This is a genomic window from Neobacillus sp. FSL H8-0543 (genome assembly GCF_038592905.1).
Lineage (GTDB): Bacteria > Bacillota > Bacilli > Bacillales > Cytobacillaceae > Neobacillus.
On the sequence record NZ_CP151943.1, the window covers coordinates 2,213,185 to 2,233,798 of the forward strand.

Consider the following 20,614-nt stretch of genomic DNA (forward strand, 5'->3'; position numbering starts at 1 on the left):
TTGCGCGGTGACAGGCACCGTTTTGTACCTTATACATTATTTAGAAATCACCTTATACCTAAACCTACCCTACCCCAGTAAAAGGAGTTACGTTACGATGCTAAAGACTAGGTTTATTAAACTGCTGACGATGAAATTGGAGGATGGCCACTATCTTTTGGCTGCCCTGGATGAGCGCGGGGATGTTTTGCCACCTCAGGAATGGCGGAATATTGTGTTCAGCCAGCACGAGGAGAGCTTTTTTGGCACGCTTCTGGAGACGGAGTCTGTGGATGGCATCGACGGAGTGGCCGTAAGCGGCTGGCATCTGGTTTCTCTTTTTGCAAAGGAATCCTTCAACCGGTTCATCGATTGGGACTGGAGTGACCAGTCGGAGGTTTGCCTTGCGAGCACGCACGCGCTTTATGAAGGCATTATGGAAAAAGATTGGCTGCCGGACTTTTCGGTCTGGGAGCAGGGTGACTTCCGCTGGCAGCTTCCAGAGCGTGTGAAGGATGAATTTGATCCTTCCTTTTGGGAGCAGGATGTCTCACTGTCACCGGATGACAAGCTGGATAAAACCGAAACGGCGTTAACCTTCATCACTAACCTCTACGACCATGCCCTTGATGCTTATTTGACGCGGAATTCTGCAATGAAGGAGCTTTTCGGTCCGAAGCTGGAATTACTGAGGAAACAAAATATTTCCGGTACCGATTTGGCTCGTTATTTTGATGAAGAAAGCTGGCTCGAGTGGGTTGGTATCAAAGAGAATGACACCCCGTTTACGATTGGGATTCGCCTTGAGGAGCCTGAAGATGGCAATGGTCCTTGGAGCCTGAGTGTTTTTTTGCGCGGAAAAAAGAATATAGATGAAGTTCATGAATGGGGTTCGAAGGTCCCAGCTCGTTGGAAGCCCTTTTTGGAAAAAGTAGACCGCGAGCTTTCCCGCTGGGTTCGGTTAATCCCGTGGTTAAGTGAGGACGGCGTTCATTTGAAGACGGGGCTTTCCGAAGAGGAGTCGTGGATGTTTTTGACGGAGGCGAGTGAAACGCTTGTTGCCTTGGATGTCGAGATCCTCCTTCCTTCCTGGTGGCAGGCGATGAAAAATGCCAATTTGAAGGTGAAGGCTTCGCTAAAAGGGTCGTCGAGTCATCGCCCGTCATTCGTTGGCCTGCAGGCAATGCTTGACTTCAACTGGCGGTTTTCGATGAACGGTGTCGACTTGTCCGAGGAGGAATTTGGCCAGCTTGTTGAAGAAAAACGCCGACTGGTGTTTATTCGCGGTCGCTGGGTAAAGCTTGACCCGCAGTTTATTCGCCAAATTCAGGATATGATGAAGCGGGCGGAAAAAGAAGGCCTGCATGTCAGGGATTTGCTCGAGCAGGAGCTGATTGAGGAACCTGCCAGCGAGGACGAATTAGAAAATCCCAAGGCTTTTGCAAAAATTCAAATTGAATTGAATCGCCAATGGAAACAGATGATTAAGCAGCTGTCAGAGGTCCACGAAATTCCCCTTGCCGACGTACCTGCTGGGCTGCAGGGTGAACTTCGCCCTTACCAGCAGCTGGGAATGAGTTGGCTTTGGTTCCTGCGCCAATACGGATTTGGCGCCTGCCTCGCTGACGACATGGGCCTCGGAAAAACCGTCCAGTTGATAGCCTATTTGCTGATGGTAAAGGACGAAGCGGTGACAGGCACCAATAATGAAATTGTGACAGATTCCAGCGAGGTGACAGGCACCAACTCGGCTACCATGCCTAAAGGTAAAAAAGCGAAAAAGATAGAAACCGAGGATGGCCCGCAGGAGAAGGTTCCGACGAAGGCCGCGCTGATTATTTGTCCGACTTCTGTGCTCGGAAACTGGCAGAAGGAGCTTGAGCGGTTTGCCCCTAGTATGAATGTCCATTTGCATTATGGCTCGAATCGGCTTAAGGGCGAAGCTTTTTCCGAAAAGGTTTCAGAGGTTGATGTTGTCCTGACTTCCTATGGCTTGAGCCATTTGGATTCGGAGGAATTTGAGTCGCTGATTTGGAGTTCAATTTCGATTGATGAGGCGCAAAATATAAAAAATGCCGGGACGAAGCAGTCGCGGGCGGTTCGCAGGCTGCGCGGGCAACATCATATTGCCTTGACGGGAACGCCGATGGAAAATCGCTTATCTGAGCTGTGGACCATTTTTGATTTTTCCAATCATGGCTATCTCGGAAGTTTAGGGCAATTTCAGAAAAAGTTTGTCATCCCGATTGAAAAGGATGAGAAAAGAGAAAAAGTCGAACAGCTCCAGGCGTTGATTCGCCCGTTCCTGTTGCGGAGGACGAAGAAGGATGAAGAGGTTGCGCTGAACCTGCCTGATAAGCAGGAGCAAAAAGAGTACTGCCCGCTTACCGCCGAGCAAGCGTCGCTTTATGAGCAGCTGATTCACGATACGTTTGCAGAGATTGAAAAGCTGTCTGGCTTTGAGCGCAAGGGGTTAATTTTACAAATGCTCACACGTTTGAAGCAGTTGTGTAACCACCCGGCGCTGTATTTGAAGGAAAAGTCGGCGGGACGGGTGCTGCTTGAGCGCTCGAATAAATTGGAGAAGCTTGTCGACCTTGTCGGCTCTGTGTTGGAGGCGGGCGAGAGCTGTCTGATTTTCACCCAATATATTGAGATGGGCGAGATGATTCGTGCGACCGTGAAGAAGAAGTTTGGTGTCGAGGTGCCGTTCTTGAACGGAAGCGTGCCGAAGACGAAGCGCGATGAAATGATTGAGAAATTCCAGAATCATGAGTTCCCAGTGTTCCTGCTGTCCCTAAAGGCAGGCGGGACCGGACTGAACCTAACCGCTGCCAATCACGTCATTCATTACGATCGCTGGTGGAATCCAGCCGTCGAAAACCAGGCAACCGATCGTGCTTACCGGATTGGGCAATCACGCTTCGTCCACGTCCACAAGCTCATCTGCACCGGAACCTTGGAAGAAAAAATCGACGCCATGCTCGAAAAGAAACAGCATCTCAACGACCAAATCATCCAAAGCGAAAACTGGCTCACCGAACTCTCCACCGACGAGTTGAAAGACCTCGTGTACTTGGGGTAGAAGCGGTGTCACTTCGGTTGCATCGCTTCGGTGACACATCGCTTCGGTGACAGGCACCACTCGTGGACACTGTCCACCCCAGGTGTACAAAGTTATGGGTTAAGCTATGTAAAGGCAGTGCGAGTAATAAATCGCACTGCCTTTTTGTTGTGGTTTTATATATCAAAGAGAAGCAATGTAAATCGCTGATTAATTGGTATATAATTCTAGTGGAGTTAAAATAAAGGGACAGTAATCTGGTATATAAATCATTACTAGTTTGTGGCGGTTGAAGTAAATTTTTGAAGGAGAAGTCATATGAATCATGGAAAAAAGAAAGGTCAGGACGGCTTTCTTAAAAGTGCTTTCGCAGAAATTCGAGATTCTCTCTTAGGTGAGTTGTTCGTGAATATTTTATTTTTTATTCCCAGAGTGCTAATTCGTATCATCAAGAATTTATTTTAACGTGGGCCAGCCTCTCTTCGGCTATTGGACTAGCAAAATTTAGAGGAAACACGAGGTGTGAAAACGTGCCGAATTTTAATAATGGGGGCTTTCCTGCACTGGGAACCCCAAGGATGAACCTCCGAATTTTAACCTTGGATGATTCCAAGGATGTCTTTGCACATTTTTCGGATGTTGATGTTACAAGATTTATGGATATTGAACCATGCAAAACTATCAAGGAAGCACAAGAGATTATCCAATTTCACCTGGAGGATTCTGGCTGTAGGTGGGGTATTTTTGAAAAAAACACTGAAAAGTTCATGGGCACCGTTGGATTTCATTATTTAAGGAAAAATGGCGAGTTTATCGCAGAAGCTGGCTTTGATTTGTCGAAGGAATACCAAGGCAAAGGCTATATGTCTGAAGCCATGAAGGAAGTCATTACATTTGGGTTTTCGCAAATGAAGTTAGATATGATTGATGCGACCGTGGAACCTGCTAATGAGCGGTCAATTCATTTATTGAAGAAGTTAGGGTTTACTCAAGCTCCCGAGCTTAAGGAGAACTTGCTCTATTTCTTTTTGGTTAGGAGGTAGTAAATGGACATTGTTGATATTCTTGAAAGTAAAAAGGTGAAGGTAATTGAAATACCTAAATGGGGGCCATATTTACGGAAGCAATGGGAAAATCATTTCGCTCATCATCTGAGTGATAAGGAAAAGAAAAGGATTTATCTTCACCATGAAGATGGTCTCTGTGGCTATTTGTGGCATCTTTTTAGTTATGAAAAAAAAGATAGTTTAAGAGAGGATCTAGCGGAAAGTGCCTTTGATAGAGAACCAAAGGATGCCTGCTATATCTTTTATCAACATTCAGACTATGCGGTTATGATAAACAATGCTTCCAAGTTGGCTGCCAGTGACCTCGAAAATGAGGAAGATATTTATGTTGTTGATAAAAGCTTTAGCTGGACCTATGTAAAAACACACGAAACCGGCTTGTGCGGTCCATACTTTAGTCGAAATGAATGGTGATAGAAAAACGTACGGCACCCCAAAGGTATCACTCTAACTCTTGGGGTGCCGTACGCTTTTTCTTCCTACTATAGCCTCTTTTTTGCCAAGAATCCAAGCAGTAAATAGAAGATCCCCACACATAGGATGAAAATTTCCTCTTCTGTTCCAATCGCACTAACCGATAGGAAAAAGGCTACAATTAAGGCAATTCCCATGACGAATGAAAATCCAGTATAAAAGACCTGCGCTGCTTTTCTTTTTAACCAGAAGGGTACGACGGCAGTAATGACGCCTAAAAGCAACAGGATCATTACGATTGGCAATACGTAGGTTGTGGAATCATCCGCACTTGCATTTAAGGCTTTCGCTAAACTCATTCCGATGAAAGACAAAATCCCAAATCCAATGGTTAGAAGGATTATCAGCGTGCCAGCGATTATTCCTAGCGTTTTTGTAAAGATATATTCTTTCATTGGACCCCTCTCCCCCTTTTATTTTTCGATAAGAGGTGCAATCACATCAATCCGATTCGTCCAAATCCCACCATTGTATTTTTCGGGCAGGCGGTCCATGTCTTGTGTGGTGTCGAAGCCCTCTGACCAGCCGCCATCACCAGCAACAAGGATTACCTTGGTATCGGCTTTTTCCATTCTTGTTAAAAACTTACCTGGAAACCCCCATATGTACGGGGCATATTTTTCGGGAAGATGCAGCTGTGTTTTTTCACAGGCTGATGGGATGATGCCGGTCCAGCCAACGCCTATATATGGAAGCAGGCAGCTTTTCAACGTTGCCATTGACATGACACGCATGTCGGGAAGGGCATTTTTAAGTGCTGCAATTGGTTCGTCGCCGCCGTAAACAGATATATTTTCTGTCCTGCCTTCTGGAAGCTTGGCGAGATAGGCTGCGAGCTGCTCTCCTTCGTTCGGGTCGTTGCTTTTGATATGAATCAAAAAGGATTGGTCAGGAAAATGGGTAAATACTTCGTCAAGCGTTGGCATTAGGCCAACCCCTTTGCCGCGAAACGGGAAGGTTTTGCCGTTATCCGCCGTATAGCCGTAACCTACATCCAACTTTTTCAGTTCTGCCATGGTTTGTTCCCTTGTGACGCCCTCGCCATCGGTTCGGCATTCGAGTGTCCAATCATGGAACACGGCAAATTGTCCATCGGTTGTTGGCTGCACATCAAACTCCACCATGTCGGCACCCGCTGTAAAAGCCGCCTCCATCGAGGGAATCGTGTTCTCAAGATACGGATGCTCTGGATCGTGAATCCGCTCCGCCGTACACGTATCACTCATGATCCCCTCCATCGGAAAAGTCTGCGCAAGCCCACGATGCGCCAGCAAGAAAGGCTCCCGACCACCATCCTTCATGAACAAAGACGTATTATTTACAAACATAAACACTATTAAAATTAGTAAAAACAGAAAAAACCTCTTCAACATGCGCTTGAACATATATCCTCCTTAGATGGTGACAATGGTAACACATTGGTGAAAAACATTGGTGACAAAAAACATTGGTGACAGGCACCGCTCGTGGACACTGTCCACCTCAGGCGGACAGTACGCACTCCAGAACCAGTCTCTGTGCTGGGAGTCTACTTCCATTCTAGCCCATCCCCTACCCCTAGTTGAACAAGCGCTCAATTCTGTCCCTGTCGTAGTCAAGTATCCATTCATTACAATCCTCATAAAGAAAACGGATGGTTTCCTTTTCGGCCGCTATCACATCGCAGCCGCGATCATCATACAGGTGGTAAATCAGCTTTTGGGTTACATTTATAAAATAAACCTGGTACCCGCTTTGAGGATTATTTTTTAGTATCGTTGATGGATGAGCGAAATCCTCATAACAAATGGCCTTTAACAACTGCACATATCTGATTTCATTTTTTGCGCATGGCAGGACGAATCGATGGGTTGTCATCTCTTCCTCGTCGGGATCATCAAAGCGGTGATACTGCAACTTATACCGGCTTTCTTTATCTTTTATGTACTTCAAATACACGTTTAGCGGTCTTCTTTGCAAAAAAAGGTCGCGGCACGTTGTTTTCACATCGGCCACCAACAGCATTTCATCATTGTCATCAAACACCTTTTTGAACAAAGCAATCGCCCGGTCAAAGGTCTGCTGTAAATATTCCTTTTCATAATAAGGGATCATTGGCGGTGCAATTTCGAAACGGATACTAATAGTCCAGGAATAAAATAGCGGTGGTTCTAAAACAAGACCCTCAAAATCCTCATGTAAAAATGCATTCAAATCCTTAATCATCGCTTCCCCTTCCCCAGTGCCTTTTCGCAAACATTTTCGGTATACACATTTTCGGTGACACATTTTCGGTGACAGGCACCGCCCGTGGACAAATCACTGTTTTGTCCACCCCACACGGACAGTGTGTACCCTTCATAGAAATTGACTTAAAAAAATACAACTATAAAAGCAGTGAGATTCCTTTGAGTCCCACTGCTTTTGGCTTTATAGGGCAAGAGTTTTAGCTGGGGTCGTTTTCGTCTAAGGACAAAATGGTTACTTTTGTTGAATCCCCATTATCAATTTCCTCCTGTGTAGCGCTTCTGTTTAGCTCATCCTCTGTATCCATACCCTCAGCCATTGTGGGTTCTTCTTTTGAATAGTTATTTTTTTTCATAACCGACACCTCTTTCAATAGTTTTGTGTTAATAAAAACACTACAACTATTATTTACAAAAATAAGGAATTTATTTTTGTAAGAGAAGCGTCCACGTCCGTGATATTTGGGACTCTCATAGTTTTCTACTTTCGCCATCTGACTTAATGATAATATTAAAACCTATCGCTTCACAACTTTCAACGTGGTTCTCAATCTCTGATACATCAATTTCCGCCTCAATTTATTATATTGTTTGTTCTATGTTAATATGGTTATAGGTTTTTTAGATTAGTAAAAAGGGGTATGATTATGAATCCGATGGATGTACTTGCAATTGGATTTCCTACGGTTATTGTCATTTTAGTGATGATTAGCTTTTACAAGGTATTTGTAAAGAAAAAGGGCTTAACCCCTACCTTTACCCCTTTTGATGAAATAACTGGACAATCTGAAATAGAATTTCATGAAGAGCATAATATTCTTGCTGAAGATGAGGACGAGAGTGACGATAAGGATAAAATGTAAATATATACAGGATGGTGAAAGGTTATTTATTTTTTTTACTTCAATGCGATACCCAATAGCGATAACACGGAAAAAGAGGACTGTGCTGGTGCCTATATCGTTTGTTGGGTGGACTTATTAGATTTGAATTTTGCACTAACGGAAGCAAAGATCTCCCTAAGTGAAAATGGCTGGGAAGTCATTGAGACCATAGATCAATTTACCGCTCAACGGGACCAATATAGTGAGGAAACGGAAGAGGAATACATTGAGTATTTTGACCTTGCTAAAAGAGATGGGGTTTCTGCAATCGTTTATACCTATGAGTATCACGGTTAAGATTAAGTGTTTTGGTTGAGATGGACGATCGCGGATATATTTCTGAGGATCGCAGATGTTTCTTGAAAATAGCGGATATATCCTGAGAATCGCAGATATTTCTTGAAAATAACGGATATATCTCTAAAAACCGCGGATATATTTTAATAAACCGAAGATATCTCTTAAAAATTGCAGATACCTCTCTAAATCAATCCACATCGCAAACGCAAAAAGAGACCCAACATTCCCCATGTTGAGTCTCTTTTTGCCAATCTGACTAGTCTAAGACAATAATTTTAACGGTTTTTCTGCCCCATTGAATTGCTGCGGAGTTGTTTGGCATAACTACGTCAATTTTATGGCCTTTGATTGCGCCGCCTGTATCGCCTGCAATCGCCTCGCCATATCCTTCTACCCAAACTCTGCTTCCTAACGGGATGATGGATGGATCGACGGCGATTAATTTTATATTAGGATTTTTTCTGATATTATAGCCCATTGCTGTGATATCACCGGCAGATTGGTAACTATATGCGGTTGCAGTGACGTACATCTCTTCACCCTTTATTGCAGCATCGGGTGTGCTCATTGGCTTTACTGCTGTTGCAGATGCTGTACGTGCTCTTGCTTCTTCTTGTTCTTTTTGAATCTTCGCTTGCGCTTCTTTTAATTGTGTTTGTATGCCTGCCATTTCCTTATCGATCTGGCTATATTTTTCTTGCATAGCAGTGAGTGCTTCTTGTCTTTTTTGAAGGTTTCCATCAAGCTCTTGCTGCTGTTTTGCAAGAACTGCTTGTTCTTCTGCTAAAATTTGTTCCTGTCTATCAATCTCTTTTTTATCCTCTTCAATTTGCTGTAGATCGTCCTCTTGCGCTCCTAAAATATTTTGGTCTGCACTAAGAAGAGCCGTCACGGCACTTGCACGTTGAATAAAATCATCAAGACTTTTTGATTCCAAGAAAACGTTAACAATAACTCCTAGATTATCATCCTGCTGCATCGCTTGAAGCCGCGCGCCCATAACATCTTTACGCTGATAGATTTTATCTTGCAAAACGACAATTTCTTCTTTTTTCTTCTCAATGATTTCATTGATGTCCTGCATTCTCTTTTGGGTCTGCGCTAATTCAATTTTGTTCTGTTCAATATAGCTATATAATGAATTCATTTCTTTTTGAACATTTTCGATTTCTTTCGAAACAGCCTGTTTCTCTTTCACCTTTTGATTGAGCTCCTGCTCAACATTATGTAATGTCTCACCATTTGACTGCGCAAAAGCCACCACAGTACCAGAAACACACAACATGATAGTTAGAATCATGAAAGTCATACGCCTTAAAATTTGCATATTCGTTCCTCCTTCTCTATAAGACTAGTTATACCAAAACTATGTACCAGTTATGTTACAAACATATTAAAACTCCTAAACAATTTGTCATATTTAAATGAAAGTTGCTGTTCCGTTGCGGTGAAAGATACGGTGCCTGTCACCACTCGTGGACATTTTGGCCGATTTGTCCACGTGGGGCGGACAGTCTCTGAGGTTGTTTTTTGCATTAGTTGGTTAGGAGTTGGATGCATGCTAAACGAGCTGGAATGGGCTGTAGCGTGTTTTGAGGCTTTTTATTAGGGTTTGGATAAATATTCATTTTTAAGGTTGCGCCGGGGTGTTCAGACGGTTTGTAACATTGGTGTAACACATTCGGACTTGGTTTTATTTGGCACCCCGTTAAACACGGGACAGTTTTCTGTTATAAGGAAAATGTGAATAAATTGTAACAATTGAGATCCACTACTCAAGGGTGAAAGGCAAATTAACTTAATCCCCCGAAAAAACAAAACGAGGCCGCTGAAATTTGCTTCAGCGGCCTCTTAAAAAAACAGGGGGGTTTTTCCATAGTTTACCCGGCTGTGAGAATATTATTCAGACAACTACTAATTTTCCCCATTCAAAACGATTCCATTTTTTTAAAACCATAACCAAGTCAAAAACCAAAAACCCCCCTCCAAATAAAAATTCCGGCGCAATATGGCCGGAAAATTGAGGAGCTACCTGAGGCTGATTGATCTTCTCTAAAAAAGGGATCATTGACACGAGGAACTTTTTTATAAAGGCGCTTTTCGTTAAGATTGTTGTAAAAACCCAAAAGTCGTTTTTTACGATTAAATAGCTCTTTGGAACTTCGAATAAAGTTTGCAAGCTCTTTTCTCTAAAGAAATTTGCTTTTTATAGATGAAAATCGCTTAAAATACCATTAATCCAATCTAAATAGCAAATAGGTTTGAGAAAAGACCCTTTATAAATGATAAGGGATATTTTCTTGCACATTTGAAGTGTTGTGTGTGGGAATTCTGATGGGGTCTTGGTGCTTTTCCGCTAGCGTCTCTTTCCTGCTCCAATGCACTAAATGTTCCTGCGACTGCTGTTCCTTTATAATCCATTCCAGCTGGCTAACCCGCTTTTGCAAACCGTCCATATTCTGGTTCGTTTTGCCGACCATCTTAATCAAGGCCTCAAGCAGCTGCTCCAAGCTGTTGGCCACCTCATTGTTTACTCTCAAAATGGAACTTCCTCCCTATTCATCGTCGGCGTAAATGGCACTTCTTCCTTTTTGACGGTCGGCCTCTCTTGAGGTTTTGGACTTAGGAAGCGGATCGATTCCGTCACAACCTCGGTCACATAAACCTTCTTCCCCTCGCGATTTTCATAATTGCGTGTTTGCAGCCTGCCGGTAATCCCGACAACCGACCCCTTTCGGCAATAATGTACCGTGTTTTCCGCCGCTTTTTTCCAAAGCGTGCATGATACAAAATCGGCATCAATTTCTCCATTATGGTTTCTAAAGTGACGGCTAACGGCCAAGGTCACCTGTGTCACAGGGGTCCCGTCTGGCGTTGTCTTCAATTCGGGATCCTTCGTTAATCTTCCAACAAGAGTAACTTGATTGATCATCCTTTTCTCTCCTCTCCATGTGATGGTTTTATCATAATCCCTCCCTACTTCTCTTGTAAAATCGCGAAAAAGTTGTTTTCAGGCTTATTTTTAGCCGAAAAATTGTTTTTCGCCTAGGTAAAAAAGTTAATTTGAGAACCCTTTTTTCAAAAAATGTAAAAATTACAAAAAGCGACAAATATTTTTCGACATTTGCTAATGCCCGCCATATGTTATACTTTAGAAAAAACAGGAGGTTATGCTGGTGAAAACCTTTAAGTTGATTGCAATGGACGTGGTAGAGGAAGCTGGAAAATCGGTAGAGATCCCATTAGAGGACGGCTTAATTATTAATAAAGAAAATGAAAAAGCTACTTGGCTCCTTGAGGCCTATACGGAACTTTCCCTCTATGATTATTTTAAAAATATTCAGGAACAAAGTCGTGAACTTATCGTCGAGGTTGTGATCACGAAACCAGATAACGATCCTGCCTATTTTCAAACCAAGGTTGTCGTGTTAAATAAATTTGAAAAGAATATAAGCGTCCTGATGGAAGGCCGATTGCGCCGCAATAAGAGTGATTATTCTGAGTTGTTGCTAGACACCCTCCTTGAAAAAGGTCTCGACGGCCCTGCCCTCCTGTCCGAATTCAAGGAAAAAATGAAAAGCAAACCCAAACTAAAAATGAAAAATCCTAAATAATGTAAATCAGGGGCGCCAGATTGGTGTCCTTTTTTCTTTTCGTTGCTGTGACCACTTTAGCGCTTTTTTAAGCGAATTCTGGTCACATAGCCACTTTCATGTTTTCATATCCGAATTTTTGCCAACATAGCCCCTTCACGTGACCACTTTCACAATTTCATATCCGAATTTTTGCCACATGCCCCTTCACTTGACCACTTTCACGTTTTCATATTCGAATTTTGGTCACATAGCCCCTTTACGTGACCACTTTCACGTTTTCTATCCACATTTTTTATCAATAGACTCCCCAAACCGAATAAAGAACAGACCATCTCTGGCCTGCCCTTTTGTGTTTATCTGTCTCGATTGTCGCGATCGTTGGCATCAAGGTCGTCTTCAATAATATCTTCCCTCGGTGTATTTCTGTCTCTAATCATATCTTTGTCATTGTTTCTGTTCGTGTCGTTGACGTCACGGTTGTTAAACATACCATCGTTGTTGTTGTATCGAGTGTTCGTGTTGTTTAACCCGTTATCATTGTTGTCGTTATCCAGTGGCGTATCCACTTCGTCATTGACTGGCGGCGGCGGTACATTGTCATTGTCATTGTCATTGTTACAACCTGTCAGCATCATCCCGGTAACAACAGAACCCGCTAACAGTAGTAAAAACTTTTTCTTCAAAAGAAAAGCCCCTTTCATAATAAAATATCGACCTTATCTGGTCTGATGTTAGCTTTCCCTATTATCAAAAAGATTTAATTGGAAAATTAAAACAAAAAAAGACCAGGAATTCTCCTGATCTCTACTCTTTTTTCTCTCCTAACGCAAAGGTAATTTCCGCTTCACAGGCGATTTCACCGTCAACGGTGGCAACAGCTTTGCCCTTTCCGATTGGTCCGCGCAGTCTTATTATTTCCACCTCGAGGCGGAGCTGGTCACCTGGTTTTACTTGCTTTTTAAAGCGGCAACTATCAATTCCGGCAAAAAAAGCAAGACGTCCGCGGTTTTCCTCTTTTTTCAGCATAGCCACTGCCCCAACCTGTGCAAGTGCCTCGACAATCAGCACCCCAGGCATTACAGGATAATCAGGAAAATGGCCATTGAAAAATTCTTCATTGGCGCTCACATTTTTAATTCCAATGGCTCTAACCCCATCTTCCACTTCCAAGATCCGATCAACCAGCAAAAATGGATAACGATGAGGAATGATTTCTTTTATTTGTGTAATATCAAGCATAAATTAGTACCTCCTAATAGGAACAGATATATACATTCTACTATTAATGGCATATAAAAAGGAAGGGTTCTGTGTCCCTTCCATCGTTATTTTTTTTCAATTAGTTCAAGGATATGTGTCCAGGTCGATTTATTTAAAACTTCCGTTGCATTACCTCCACCGAGAATTCCATAACCAAACATGGCTCCGCCTATCACACAGCCAACGACCATAACCGCCAAAAGAACAATCCGCAGCCAAACCGGGATAAGGCGGACACGAATCTTCGGACGTGCAACCGTAGCCATTTTCTTCTCCTGCTCATCTTCCTTGGTCCTTCTATATTCTTCCCTGGACCTCATTTGGTTTACTGACATCGTAATTCCCCTTTTACAAATCCAAATATGTTGGCTAATTTACCGCTCTAAACATTTATTTTTATCTAATATTATACTCTATTATAGAAAAGAAATTGAAATAAGGCAGTATTTTTTTGCAGAAAAAGAATTTCCATGGAAAAATAACGTAAATTTTGTTAGAAATTACGTTATTTTCCCCCGAAAAAACTTAACTTATTCCAAAAATACATCTGATTTAAAAAAGCGCCGTAAGCGAACTTGTTCTTATTTTACTATATGTTTTTGCTTACAGCACAAAAAAAGTCCAACGACACCCACAAAGATGTCATTGGACTCTTTCAATATCAACCAAGTTTTCTCTTTGGCAGTCGATCGATGTTGTCGAGCATGATGCCTGTTCCGATGGCTACGCAGTCCATTGGATTCTCGGCAACTAAGACAGGAACCTTCAATTCGTCTGCAAGCAGCATATCAATACCGTGCAGCAATGCTCCGCCGCCCGTAAGGATGACGCCGCGGTCGATGATGTCTGCTGAAAGTTCCGGCGGTGTGCGCTCTAGGACGCTTTTTGCCGCTTGAACGATCACCGAAACCGATTCGCGCAGTGCTGCTTCGATTTCTTCCGAATGAACGGTGATGGTGCGCGGCAAGCCGCTAACCATGTCACGTCCGCGGATTTCCATTGATTCAGAGCGTGAGCCTTGGAAAACGGTCGCAATATTGATTTTAATATTTTCAGACGTCCGCTCACCAATCAATAGCTTGTACTCGCGCTTGATGTGGTTAAGAATCTCCATGTCGAACTTGTCGCCCGCCATTTTGATCGAGGAAGAAGTAACGATATCACCCATCGATAGAACGGCAATATCCGTCGTTCCACCACCGATGTCGACAACCATATTCCCGCTCGGCTGGAAAATTTCCATTCCCGCGCCAATCGCAGCAACCTTTGGCTCTTCTTCTAAGTAAATCTTTTTGCCGCCGCTTTTTTCAGCAGCTTCTTTGATTGCCTTTTGCTCAACGCTTGTAATATTCGTTGGGCAGCAAATCAAAATACGCGGCTTCGAAAGAAACCCTTTTACATTTAGCTTATTAATGAAATGTTTTAACATTGCTTCCGTTACGTCAAAGTCAGCGATTACTCCGTCTTTTAACGGGCGAATCGCGACAATATTTCCTGGTGTCCGTCCAACCATGCGGCGAGCCTCTTCACCAACAGCAAGAACACGGTTTGTATTCTTGTCGATGGCCACAACAGATGGCTCATTCAATACAATTCCACGGCCCTTCACGTGAATTAACACGTTCGCCGTTCCCAAATCGATCCCAATATCCCTAGCAAACATTTTCTTTTTTTTCCTCCTTGAAACGGTCATCTAACTAATTGTTAATTGTATCATATTCATTAAACTTTCCATACTTTTTACAAAGAAATTTGTAAATTTTTGTTGAAGCTTGTCTTTTTCCCCTTTTAAAAAGGCTGTTGATTGGAGCTACGGGCGCTTCGCTTTCCGCGGCTTGCAGGGGAGCCTCTTCATCACTGCGCTCCTGCGGGGTTTCCCCAGCCCCGTACTCCCGCTGGACATTGAATAGGCTTCCTTGAATATTCACCGCACGAAGGAAATGCGATACCATTTTCGAGGAGTCCTTCGCGCCATCCGCTCCAATCAACATAGTTATAAAATTAACCATTACCTTTATCATAACCTTTTCATTAAAAATGGCCCCTTTCCTCGACTTCTCCTGAATTTCTTCAAGAAAAGTTTTCGGAAAATGGCCATTTTAAAACAATTTTCTTTTCAGCTCCCGACTTGGCTTATTTTACAGTCTCGCTTTCTTTTTCTTCCTTCTGGTATTTCATTTTTGTCGCTTCTCCGCCTCTTAGGTGACGGATTGATTTATGGTAATCTAAAATCTCTTTCACTTCGTTTGCCAGTTCAGGATTAATTTCAGGAAGTCTCTCTGTTAAATCTTTATGGACAGTACTTTTGGAAACGCCAAACTCCTTCGCAATGACACGAACCGTTTTTCTCGTCTCCACGATATACTTTCCAATCTTGATAGTTCTCTCTTTGATGTAATCGTGCACACCACTCGCCCTCCCTAAATTGGATGTGAGAAGTGCGAAATGAGACCCGCTTATCACTTCGACGAAATACTGCTCCGCACGCTTATTTATTCCTATGCGGCAGAAAGCATGGCTACTCGGTAATTCTGCAATGAATAATCATGTCCCCGACTGGATCCCCATTTATATCAAACGACTCTTCACCTCTGACACTCTCTTTGTAAAGGTTTGTAATCATTTTATTAGCTTGGATACGGGAATATGCACGAATTACTTAATAGGGACAAGGTTTAAATAAAGTTTTTAGAAAAATCAGATAAAAACACCCTTCCATCCCTCTTCCCTTCCTTTTTTCGACAAGTCTGCGGAAAAGCTGTATCCCGCACACTATCAGCTTTCTTAGAATTTCCAGCATCACAGCTACGATTATTTCCTGAGAAATTTGTCGTTCGTAAATGTCGAATGAAAATTAGGCGAAAAATAATATTTTTCCTGATTCTATTGGGATTTTCCCACCAGAACAAATTTTTGTATACTAATGATATGTAGATTTGAAAGGAAATTTGCCATGCAACCTTTTACAGAAAGAGTAATTATGATTATAAAAAATATACCGATTGGAAAAGTTATGACCTACGGACAGATTGCCGCGGTCGCCGGCAGTCCGCGTGCTGCTCGTCAAGTAGTCCGTGCCCTTCATTCCATGAGCCAGAAACACCGGCTCCCCTGGCACCGTGTCGTCAACGCAAAAGGCCAAATCGCCGTCCAAGACGACGAGTCCTACAACGAGCAGCTGCTCTCACTTGAAGCCGAGGGTGTTGAAATTGGCTTAAATGGCAGCATTGATTTAGGGAAATATCAGTGGCATCCATTAGAGGGTGAGAGTGGAAAGTAAAATGGCTTCAAAACCATTCCACTAACATAAATTCGGCATGAACTCTTCATGAGGACAACTTTTTTGTTTTCCTTACCTAAATTGGCTTCATGAACCCTCCATGAGGACAACTTTTTTGTTTTTCCTACCTAAATTGGCTTCATGAACCCTTCATGAGGACAACTTTTTTGTTTTTCTTACCTAAATTGGCTTCATGAACCCTTCATGAGGACAACTTTTTTGTTTTTCTTACCTAAATTGGCTTCATGAACCCTCCATGAGGACAACTTTTTCATTTTTCCTACCTAAATTGGCTTCATGAACCCTTCATGAGGACAACTTTTTTGTTTTTCTTACCTAAATTGGCTTCATGAACCCTCCATGAGGACAACTTTTTCATTTTTCTTACCTAAATGTGCTTCATGAACCCTCCATGAGGACAACTTTTTCATTTTTCTTACCTAAATGTGCTTCATGAACCCTCCATGAGGACAACTTTTTCATTTTTCCTACCTAAATTGGCTTCATGAACCCTTCATGAGGACAACTTTTTCATTTTTCTTACCTAAATGGGCTTCATGAACCCTCCATGAGGACAACTTTTTTGTTTTTCCCTATCTAAATGTGCTTCATGATGACCGCTACCCCATTTTTCCTTACCAAAACGGGATTCCCTCTAAGGAAGGGGTCTTCTTGCCTAAAAAGATAAAAAAGTAACGCCTGGTTATCAAGGCGTTACTTTTTTATTATTATTTCATCTGTGTAAAAATCTCCCCAACTTTGTACACTGGATGAGCGCCGGCGCGTTTTTGGACGCCTTCGATCATCATCGCAATCATTAGTTTTGGTGTGTTCGTGTTGTAGGCGACGAACCAGCCGTTTTCTGTACCAGTTTCACCTTGTTTTTTCTTAATTTCAGCCGTGCCCGTTTTTCCAGCTAACGGAAGTTCCTTCATATTCGCTACATGGGCTGTTCCGGTCTTATCCTCAACGACCTGGCGCATGTCACTGGCAATGATCGCAGCCTCGTCTTCAGACATCACCTGTTCCTTCAGCACCTGACTCTTTGGGTCATCGAACAATAGAGTTGGCTTAATCATATTGCCCTTGTTTACAAATGGCGTGTAAGTTGCTAATAAATGAACAATCCCCATTTGGACCTGCCCTTGCCCGTAGCCGGAATCCGCCAAGGCAATTTCACTATCAATCGTCCCAATTGTTGATTTTTGCAGTGGGAACGGGTAATCAAGTTCTTCCTCAAAGCCGAACTTTTTCAATCCCTCGATAAACTTATCTTCACCGACGGCCAGTGCATTTTGAGCGAAGTAAATATTATCTGATAAAACGAGTGCTTTTCTTAGGTTAACTGGGTTGGCTTCGTGAATTCTTGTCACATAATAACCGCCCCACGACTCACCTTTTTGCCATTGCATCCCTTTTATATCTAGCGTTTTCTCTGGGGTGATCGCTTTGTTCGAAAGGCCGATTGCCGCGGAGAGCGGCTTAATCACCGAACCTGGTGCGTAGGCCTTATTGAAACGGGTTGTCATCGGCTGCTTGTCATTCTCTTGCAATGCCTTCCATTCGTCAGAAGAGAAGCCTAATGTCGCCTGATTGGGGTCAAAAGACGGGCTACTGACCAGTGCGAGTGTTTCCCCGGTTATCGGGTCAATCGCCGCTGAGGAGCCCGCCTCGTCCTTTAAACCGTCCCAGATATTCAGCTGTAAGGTACCATCGATGGTCAGTTTCACATTCTCCCCATCTTCTACTTCCTTTTCTGCAAGGATAAAAACGGTGTCGTCCGGTTTTTCAATCGAAATAACCGTCCCGTTCTTCCCTTTTAACCTCTCATCAAACACCTGCTCCAGGCCTCTTTTTCCAATCATATCTGTGCTTGTATAGCCTTTATCCTTACGTTCCTCCAATTCCTCGGCGGTGATGGAGCCAACATAGCCAATTAAGTGGGCTGCCGATTCCTTGTATGGATAAATCCGCGCCTCGACCTTCATTGTCCGAACAGGCGAAAGGGCAACCAGCTGCTCAATCCGTTCACGGTCGTCCATCGAGACCTTCTTAAGCGGAACAAACAGGTCGGGCTTGACCCAGTTCGCATTTAGCGCTTTGTTGATTTGCTCTGGACTTATCTTTAATAAACTAGATAGTTTCGGAATGACCACATTTTCCTGCCCCTCCAAAATCCCCGGAATGACGCCGATTTCGTACACTTGTCCGTTTACCGCCATGGCGTTTCCAGCGCGATCAAGGATTTCCCCACGTTTTGGCTTTACATAGTCGATTCCGATTTTATCGCCATCCTTTAATTCTGGAAAAATATAAGTGGTGTTCCAGTTTACAAACCAGTTATTCTTCTCATCGCGTTCTTCCTTTTTCAATTTAGCGTTATGTGTAAATTCAATTTTGCCCGCGATGCTGTTCATACTGGCTGAAAAATCGTAATCGACCTTTTCCACTTTCTTATCCAGCTTTTCTTCTTCACTTGGTTTTTTAAACGTAACCTTCAGATCGGATATCTCCAGATCCTTATATATTTTTTCGTAGCGAGACGTAAATTCTTCTTTGGTGATGACCTCTTTGGCACCGTTTGTAAGGTAGTCATACATCTTATCAAACTTCTGCTCATTCCATAGTGCTATGTATTCCGCAAAACGATCCTGCGGCGTGGGTTCCTTGCTGCAGCCTGCTGCCAAAGCAACAAACAACAGCAGCCAAATCAACTTTTTCAAAAAACACTCCCCCTTTATCTATAGTTTACCATATTTGTCCTATTATATTAGACGGCGTGGTTCACGAAAAGATTCGTTATTTCCATAAAAAAATGGCTGTGTAACTTGGCTGTTGATTGGAGTTCCAATGATGAAGACCACTTCGCCTTACTTTTCCTCCGGAGTTGGTCTTCATCGACCTTATGAAGACCACTTCGCCTCACTTTTCCTCCGGAGTTGGTCTTCATCGACCAAATGAAGACCATCTTACCCCACTTTTCCTCCGGAGTTGGTCTTCATCGACCTGATGAAGACCATCTCGCCTCACTTTTCCTCCGGAGTTGGTCTTCATCGACCTGATGAAGACCATCTTACCTCACTTTTCCTCCGGAGTTGGTCTTCATCGACCTTATGAAGACCATCTCGCCTTACTTTTCCTCCGGAGTTGGTCTTCATCGACCTTATGAAGACCATCTCGCCTCACTTTTCATCTGGAGTTGGTCTTCATCGACCTTATGAAGACCATCTCTCCTTACTTTTCCTCCGGAGTTGGTCTTCATCGACCTTATGAAGACCATCTCGCCTCACTTTTCCTCTGGAGTTGGTCTTCATCGACCTTATGAAGACCATCTCGCCTTACTTTTCCTCCGGAGTTGGTCTTCATCGACCTGATGAAGACCAACTCGCCTCACTTTTCCTCCGGAGTTGGTCTTCATCGACCTTATGAAGACCATCTCGCCTTTTTTTCGGACCGAGTTGTCCTTCATACAAAGCAGGTTCTATATATCCAAACCCAATAAAAAACCTTCGCCCATAATTGGACGAAGGTTGTCTCTACGTTCTTATAAAGTTACACGTGTACCAGATTTGCCTGCAAGCGCATCTTCCAATTTATCAATTGAAGTGATGATAACGTTTTTGCCGCCTTTTTTCAGGAACAAGATTGCTGCTTCAATTTTTGGACCCATGCTTCCTTTTGGAAAATGGCCTTCTTCCATATAACGAAGGGCATCATCAATGGACATTTCTAATAAATTCTGTTGCTGCGGTGTGCCGAAATGAATCGCCACTTGTGCTACTCCAGTTAGAATAAATAGGTAATCTGCTTCAATTTCTGCAGCCAATAGCGCACTCGCGAAATCTTTATCGATTACGGCGTCAACACCTGTTAAGACACCATTTTCTTCTGCGACAGGAATTCCACCGCCGCCAGCAGTAATAACAACGATTTCTTTATCAAGCAACGCATTAATCGCTTCTTTTTCGATAATCTTTGTTGGTTTTGGTGATGCTACCACACGTCTGTAGCCTCTGCCGCTGTCCTCAACATAATCAATTTTTTCTGTTTCAAGAATTTTGTCTAACTGTTCTTGTGTGTAGAAAGGTCCGATTGGTTTTGTCGGGCTTTGGAAAGCCGGGTCTTCTTTTGAAACAACTACTTGGGTAACAACCGTTGCCACGGTTTTGCCGATATTGCGTTCTGCCATTTTATTTCTGAATGCTTGTTGGATTAGGTAACCTAGGTTTCCTTGTGTTTCAGCATTTAGGACTGCTAATGGGAATGCAGGAACTACAGCTTCAGCCAATTGTGATTTAATTAACGCGTTACCAACCTGCGGGCCGTTACCGTGTGTGATGACAACAGTATTGCCTTGTTCAATTAATCCTAGAACAGGTTCAACACTTTCGTTGATATTCTGCTGCTGTTCTTGAATCGTACCCTTTTGGCCTTCTTTAATGATTGCATTGCCGCCAATTGCTAGGACTATTTTGCTCATAAAAG

At 43.0% G+C, this 20,614-nt stretch carries 22 protein-coding genes; 7 read left to right on the plus strand and 15 right to left on the minus strand.

Features of this window, described 5'->3' with window-relative positions; all coding sequences use genetic code 11:
* Positions 1–97: 97 nt before the first annotated feature.
* The 3 genes from NSS81_RS10865 (at position 98) to NSS81_RS10875 (ending at position 4,524) form a co-directional block, all read left to right on the plus strand.
* Positions 98–3,064: a DEAD/DEAH box helicase gene (locus NSS81_RS10865; protein ID WP_342433512.1), complete on the plus strand. Its 2,967-nt coding sequence runs from the start codon at positions 98–100 to the stop codon at positions 3,062–3,064.
* A gap of 509 nt (positions 3,065–3,573) precedes the next feature.
* Positions 3,574–4,086, plus strand: coding sequence for a GNAT family N-acetyltransferase (locus NSS81_RS10870; RefSeq protein WP_342433513.1), 513 nt, complete (start codon positions 3,574–3,576; stop codon positions 4,084–4,086).
* A 3-nt stretch (positions 4,087–4,089) separates the two neighbouring features.
* A complete protein-coding gene (locus NSS81_RS10875; RefSeq protein WP_342433514.1) occupies positions 4,090–4,524 on the plus strand; it encodes a DUF4275 family protein in 435 nt (144 codons plus the stop codon).
* 68 nt (positions 4,525–4,592) lie between these two features.
* Here the strand turns inward: NSS81_RS10875 and NSS81_RS10880 are convergent, their stop codons facing one another.
* The 4 genes from NSS81_RS10880 to NSS81_RS10895 all read right to left on the minus strand — a co-directional run bounded on the left by NSS81_RS10880 (position 4,593) and on the right by NSS81_RS10895 (position 7,165).
* Positions 4,593–4,979: a hypothetical protein gene (locus NSS81_RS10880; protein WP_342433515.1), complete on the minus strand. Its 387-nt coding sequence runs from the start codon at positions 4,977–4,979 to the stop codon at positions 4,593–4,595.
* A gap of 18 nt (positions 4,980–4,997) precedes the next feature.
* Complete coding sequence (locus NSS81_RS10885; RefSeq protein ID WP_342433516.1) at positions 4,998–5,969, minus strand: glycerophosphodiester phosphodiesterase family protein; 972 nt, start codon at positions 5,967–5,969, stop codon at positions 4,998–5,000.
* 172 nt (positions 5,970–6,141) lie between these two features.
* A complete protein-coding gene (locus NSS81_RS10890; RefSeq protein ID WP_342433517.1) occupies positions 6,142–6,789 on the minus strand; it encodes a DUF3885 domain-containing protein in 648 nt (215 codons plus the stop codon).
* A gap of 220 nt (positions 6,790–7,009) precedes the next feature.
* Positions 7,010–7,165 (minus strand): hypothetical protein, encoded by a 156-nt coding sequence (locus NSS81_RS10895; RefSeq protein WP_342433518.1) that lies wholly within the window; start codon positions 7,163–7,165, stop codon positions 7,010–7,012.
* A gap of 291 nt (positions 7,166–7,456) precedes the next feature.
* On the opposite strand from NSS81_RS10895, the gene NSS81_RS10900 reads away from it, so the two are divergent.
* Both NSS81_RS10900 and NSS81_RS10905 read left to right on the plus strand, forming a co-directional pair.
* The gene (locus tag NSS81_RS10900) at positions 7,457–7,672 is read left to right on the plus strand and encodes a DUF3951 domain-containing protein (protein WP_342433519.1); all 216 of its coding nucleotides are present in this window, start codon (positions 7,457–7,459) and stop codon (positions 7,670–7,672) included.
* A 108-nt stretch (positions 7,673–7,780) separates the two neighbouring features.
* The gene (locus NSS81_RS10905) at positions 7,781–7,990 is read left to right on the plus strand and encodes a hypothetical protein (RefSeq protein WP_342433520.1); all 210 of its coding nucleotides are present in this window, start codon (positions 7,781–7,783) and stop codon (positions 7,988–7,990) included.
* Positions 7,991–8,249: 259 nt separating this feature from the next.
* On the opposite strand, the gene NSS81_RS10910 is transcribed toward NSS81_RS10905, so the two are convergent.
* From NSS81_RS10910 to ssb, 3 genes are all read right to left on the minus strand, one after another.
* On the minus strand, positions 8,250–9,320 hold the full coding sequence (locus NSS81_RS10910; RefSeq protein ID WP_342433521.1) for a 3D domain-containing protein: 1,071 nt from the start codon (positions 9,318–9,320) through the stop codon (positions 8,250–8,252).
* Between the two features lie 949 nt (positions 9,321–10,269).
* The gene (locus NSS81_RS10915) at positions 10,270–10,533 is read right to left on the minus strand and encodes a hypothetical protein (protein ID WP_342433522.1); all 264 of its coding nucleotides are present in this window, start codon (positions 10,531–10,533) and stop codon (positions 10,270–10,272) included.
* Positions 10,530–10,925 (minus strand): single-stranded DNA-binding protein, encoded by a 396-nt coding sequence (gene ssb, locus NSS81_RS10920; protein ID WP_342433523.1) that lies wholly within the window; start codon positions 10,923–10,925, stop codon positions 10,530–10,532. The genes NSS81_RS10915 and ssb overlap by 4 nt, the downstream gene beginning before the upstream one ends.
* A gap of 244 nt (positions 10,926–11,169) precedes the next feature.
* Here ssb and NSS81_RS10925 point away from each other — a divergent pair, with 244 nt between their 5' ends.
* The gene (locus NSS81_RS10925) at positions 11,170–11,607 is read left to right on the plus strand and encodes a YwpF-like family protein (protein ID WP_342433524.1); all 438 of its coding nucleotides are present in this window, start codon (positions 11,170–11,172) and stop codon (positions 11,605–11,607) included.
* 335 nt (positions 11,608–11,942) lie between these two features.
* On the opposite strand, the gene NSS81_RS10930 is transcribed toward NSS81_RS10925, so the two are convergent.
* The 6 genes from NSS81_RS10930 to spoIIID all read right to left on the minus strand — a co-directional run bounded on the left by NSS81_RS10930 (position 11,943) and on the right by spoIIID (position 15,255).
* A complete protein-coding gene (locus tag NSS81_RS10930) occupies positions 11,943–12,272 on the minus strand; it encodes a hypothetical protein (protein WP_342433525.1) in 330 nt (109 codons plus the stop codon).
* Between the two features lie 121 nt (positions 12,273–12,393).
* Entirely contained in the window at positions 12,394–12,828 is a 435-nt protein-coding gene (gene fabZ / locus NSS81_RS10935; RefSeq protein WP_342433526.1) for a 3-hydroxyacyl-ACP dehydratase FabZ, read from the minus strand.
* A gap of 86 nt (positions 12,829–12,914) precedes the next feature.
* Positions 12,915–13,184, minus strand: a complete 270-nt coding sequence (locus NSS81_RS10940; protein ID WP_342433527.1) for a DNA-directed RNA polymerase subunit beta — start codon at positions 13,182–13,184, stop codon at positions 12,915–12,917.
* Between the two features lie 326 nt (positions 13,185–13,510).
* On the minus strand, positions 13,511–14,512 hold the full coding sequence (locus NSS81_RS10945) for a rod shape-determining protein (RefSeq protein ID WP_342433528.1): 1,002 nt from the start codon (positions 14,510–14,512) through the stop codon (positions 13,511–13,513).
* A 34-nt stretch (positions 14,513–14,546) separates the two neighbouring features.
* Positions 14,547–14,858, minus strand: coding sequence for a hypothetical protein (locus NSS81_RS10950; RefSeq protein ID WP_342433529.1), 312 nt, complete (start codon positions 14,856–14,858; stop codon positions 14,547–14,549).
* A 124-nt stretch (positions 14,859–14,982) separates the two neighbouring features.
* Positions 14,983–15,255 carry a sporulation transcriptional regulator SpoIIID gene (gene spoIIID, locus NSS81_RS10955; RefSeq protein ID WP_342433530.1) on the minus strand — a complete coding sequence of 91 codons (273 nt, stop codon included), beginning with the start codon at positions 15,253–15,255 and terminating at the stop codon, positions 14,983–14,985.
* A 547-nt stretch (positions 15,256–15,802) separates the two neighbouring features.
* On the opposite strand from spoIIID, the gene NSS81_RS10960 reads away from it, so the two are divergent.
* Entirely contained in the window at positions 15,803–16,129 is a 327-nt protein-coding gene (locus NSS81_RS10960) for an MGMT family protein (RefSeq protein WP_342433531.1), read from the plus strand.
* A gap of 728 nt (positions 16,130–16,857) precedes the next feature.
* Here NSS81_RS10960 and NSS81_RS10965 read toward each other — a convergent pair.
* Together NSS81_RS10965 and arcC are read right to left on the minus strand one after the other, a co-directional pair.
* Positions 16,858–18,852: a penicillin-binding transpeptidase domain-containing protein gene (locus NSS81_RS10965; RefSeq protein ID WP_342433532.1), complete on the minus strand. Its 1,995-nt coding sequence runs from the start codon at positions 18,850–18,852 to the stop codon at positions 16,858–16,860.
* Between the two features lie 821 nt (positions 18,853–19,673).
* The gene (gene arcC / locus NSS81_RS10970) at positions 19,674–20,609 is read right to left on the minus strand and encodes a carbamate kinase (RefSeq protein WP_342433533.1); all 936 of its coding nucleotides are present in this window, start codon (positions 20,607–20,609) and stop codon (positions 19,674–19,676) included.
* Positions 20,610–20,614 lie beyond the last annotated feature (5 nt).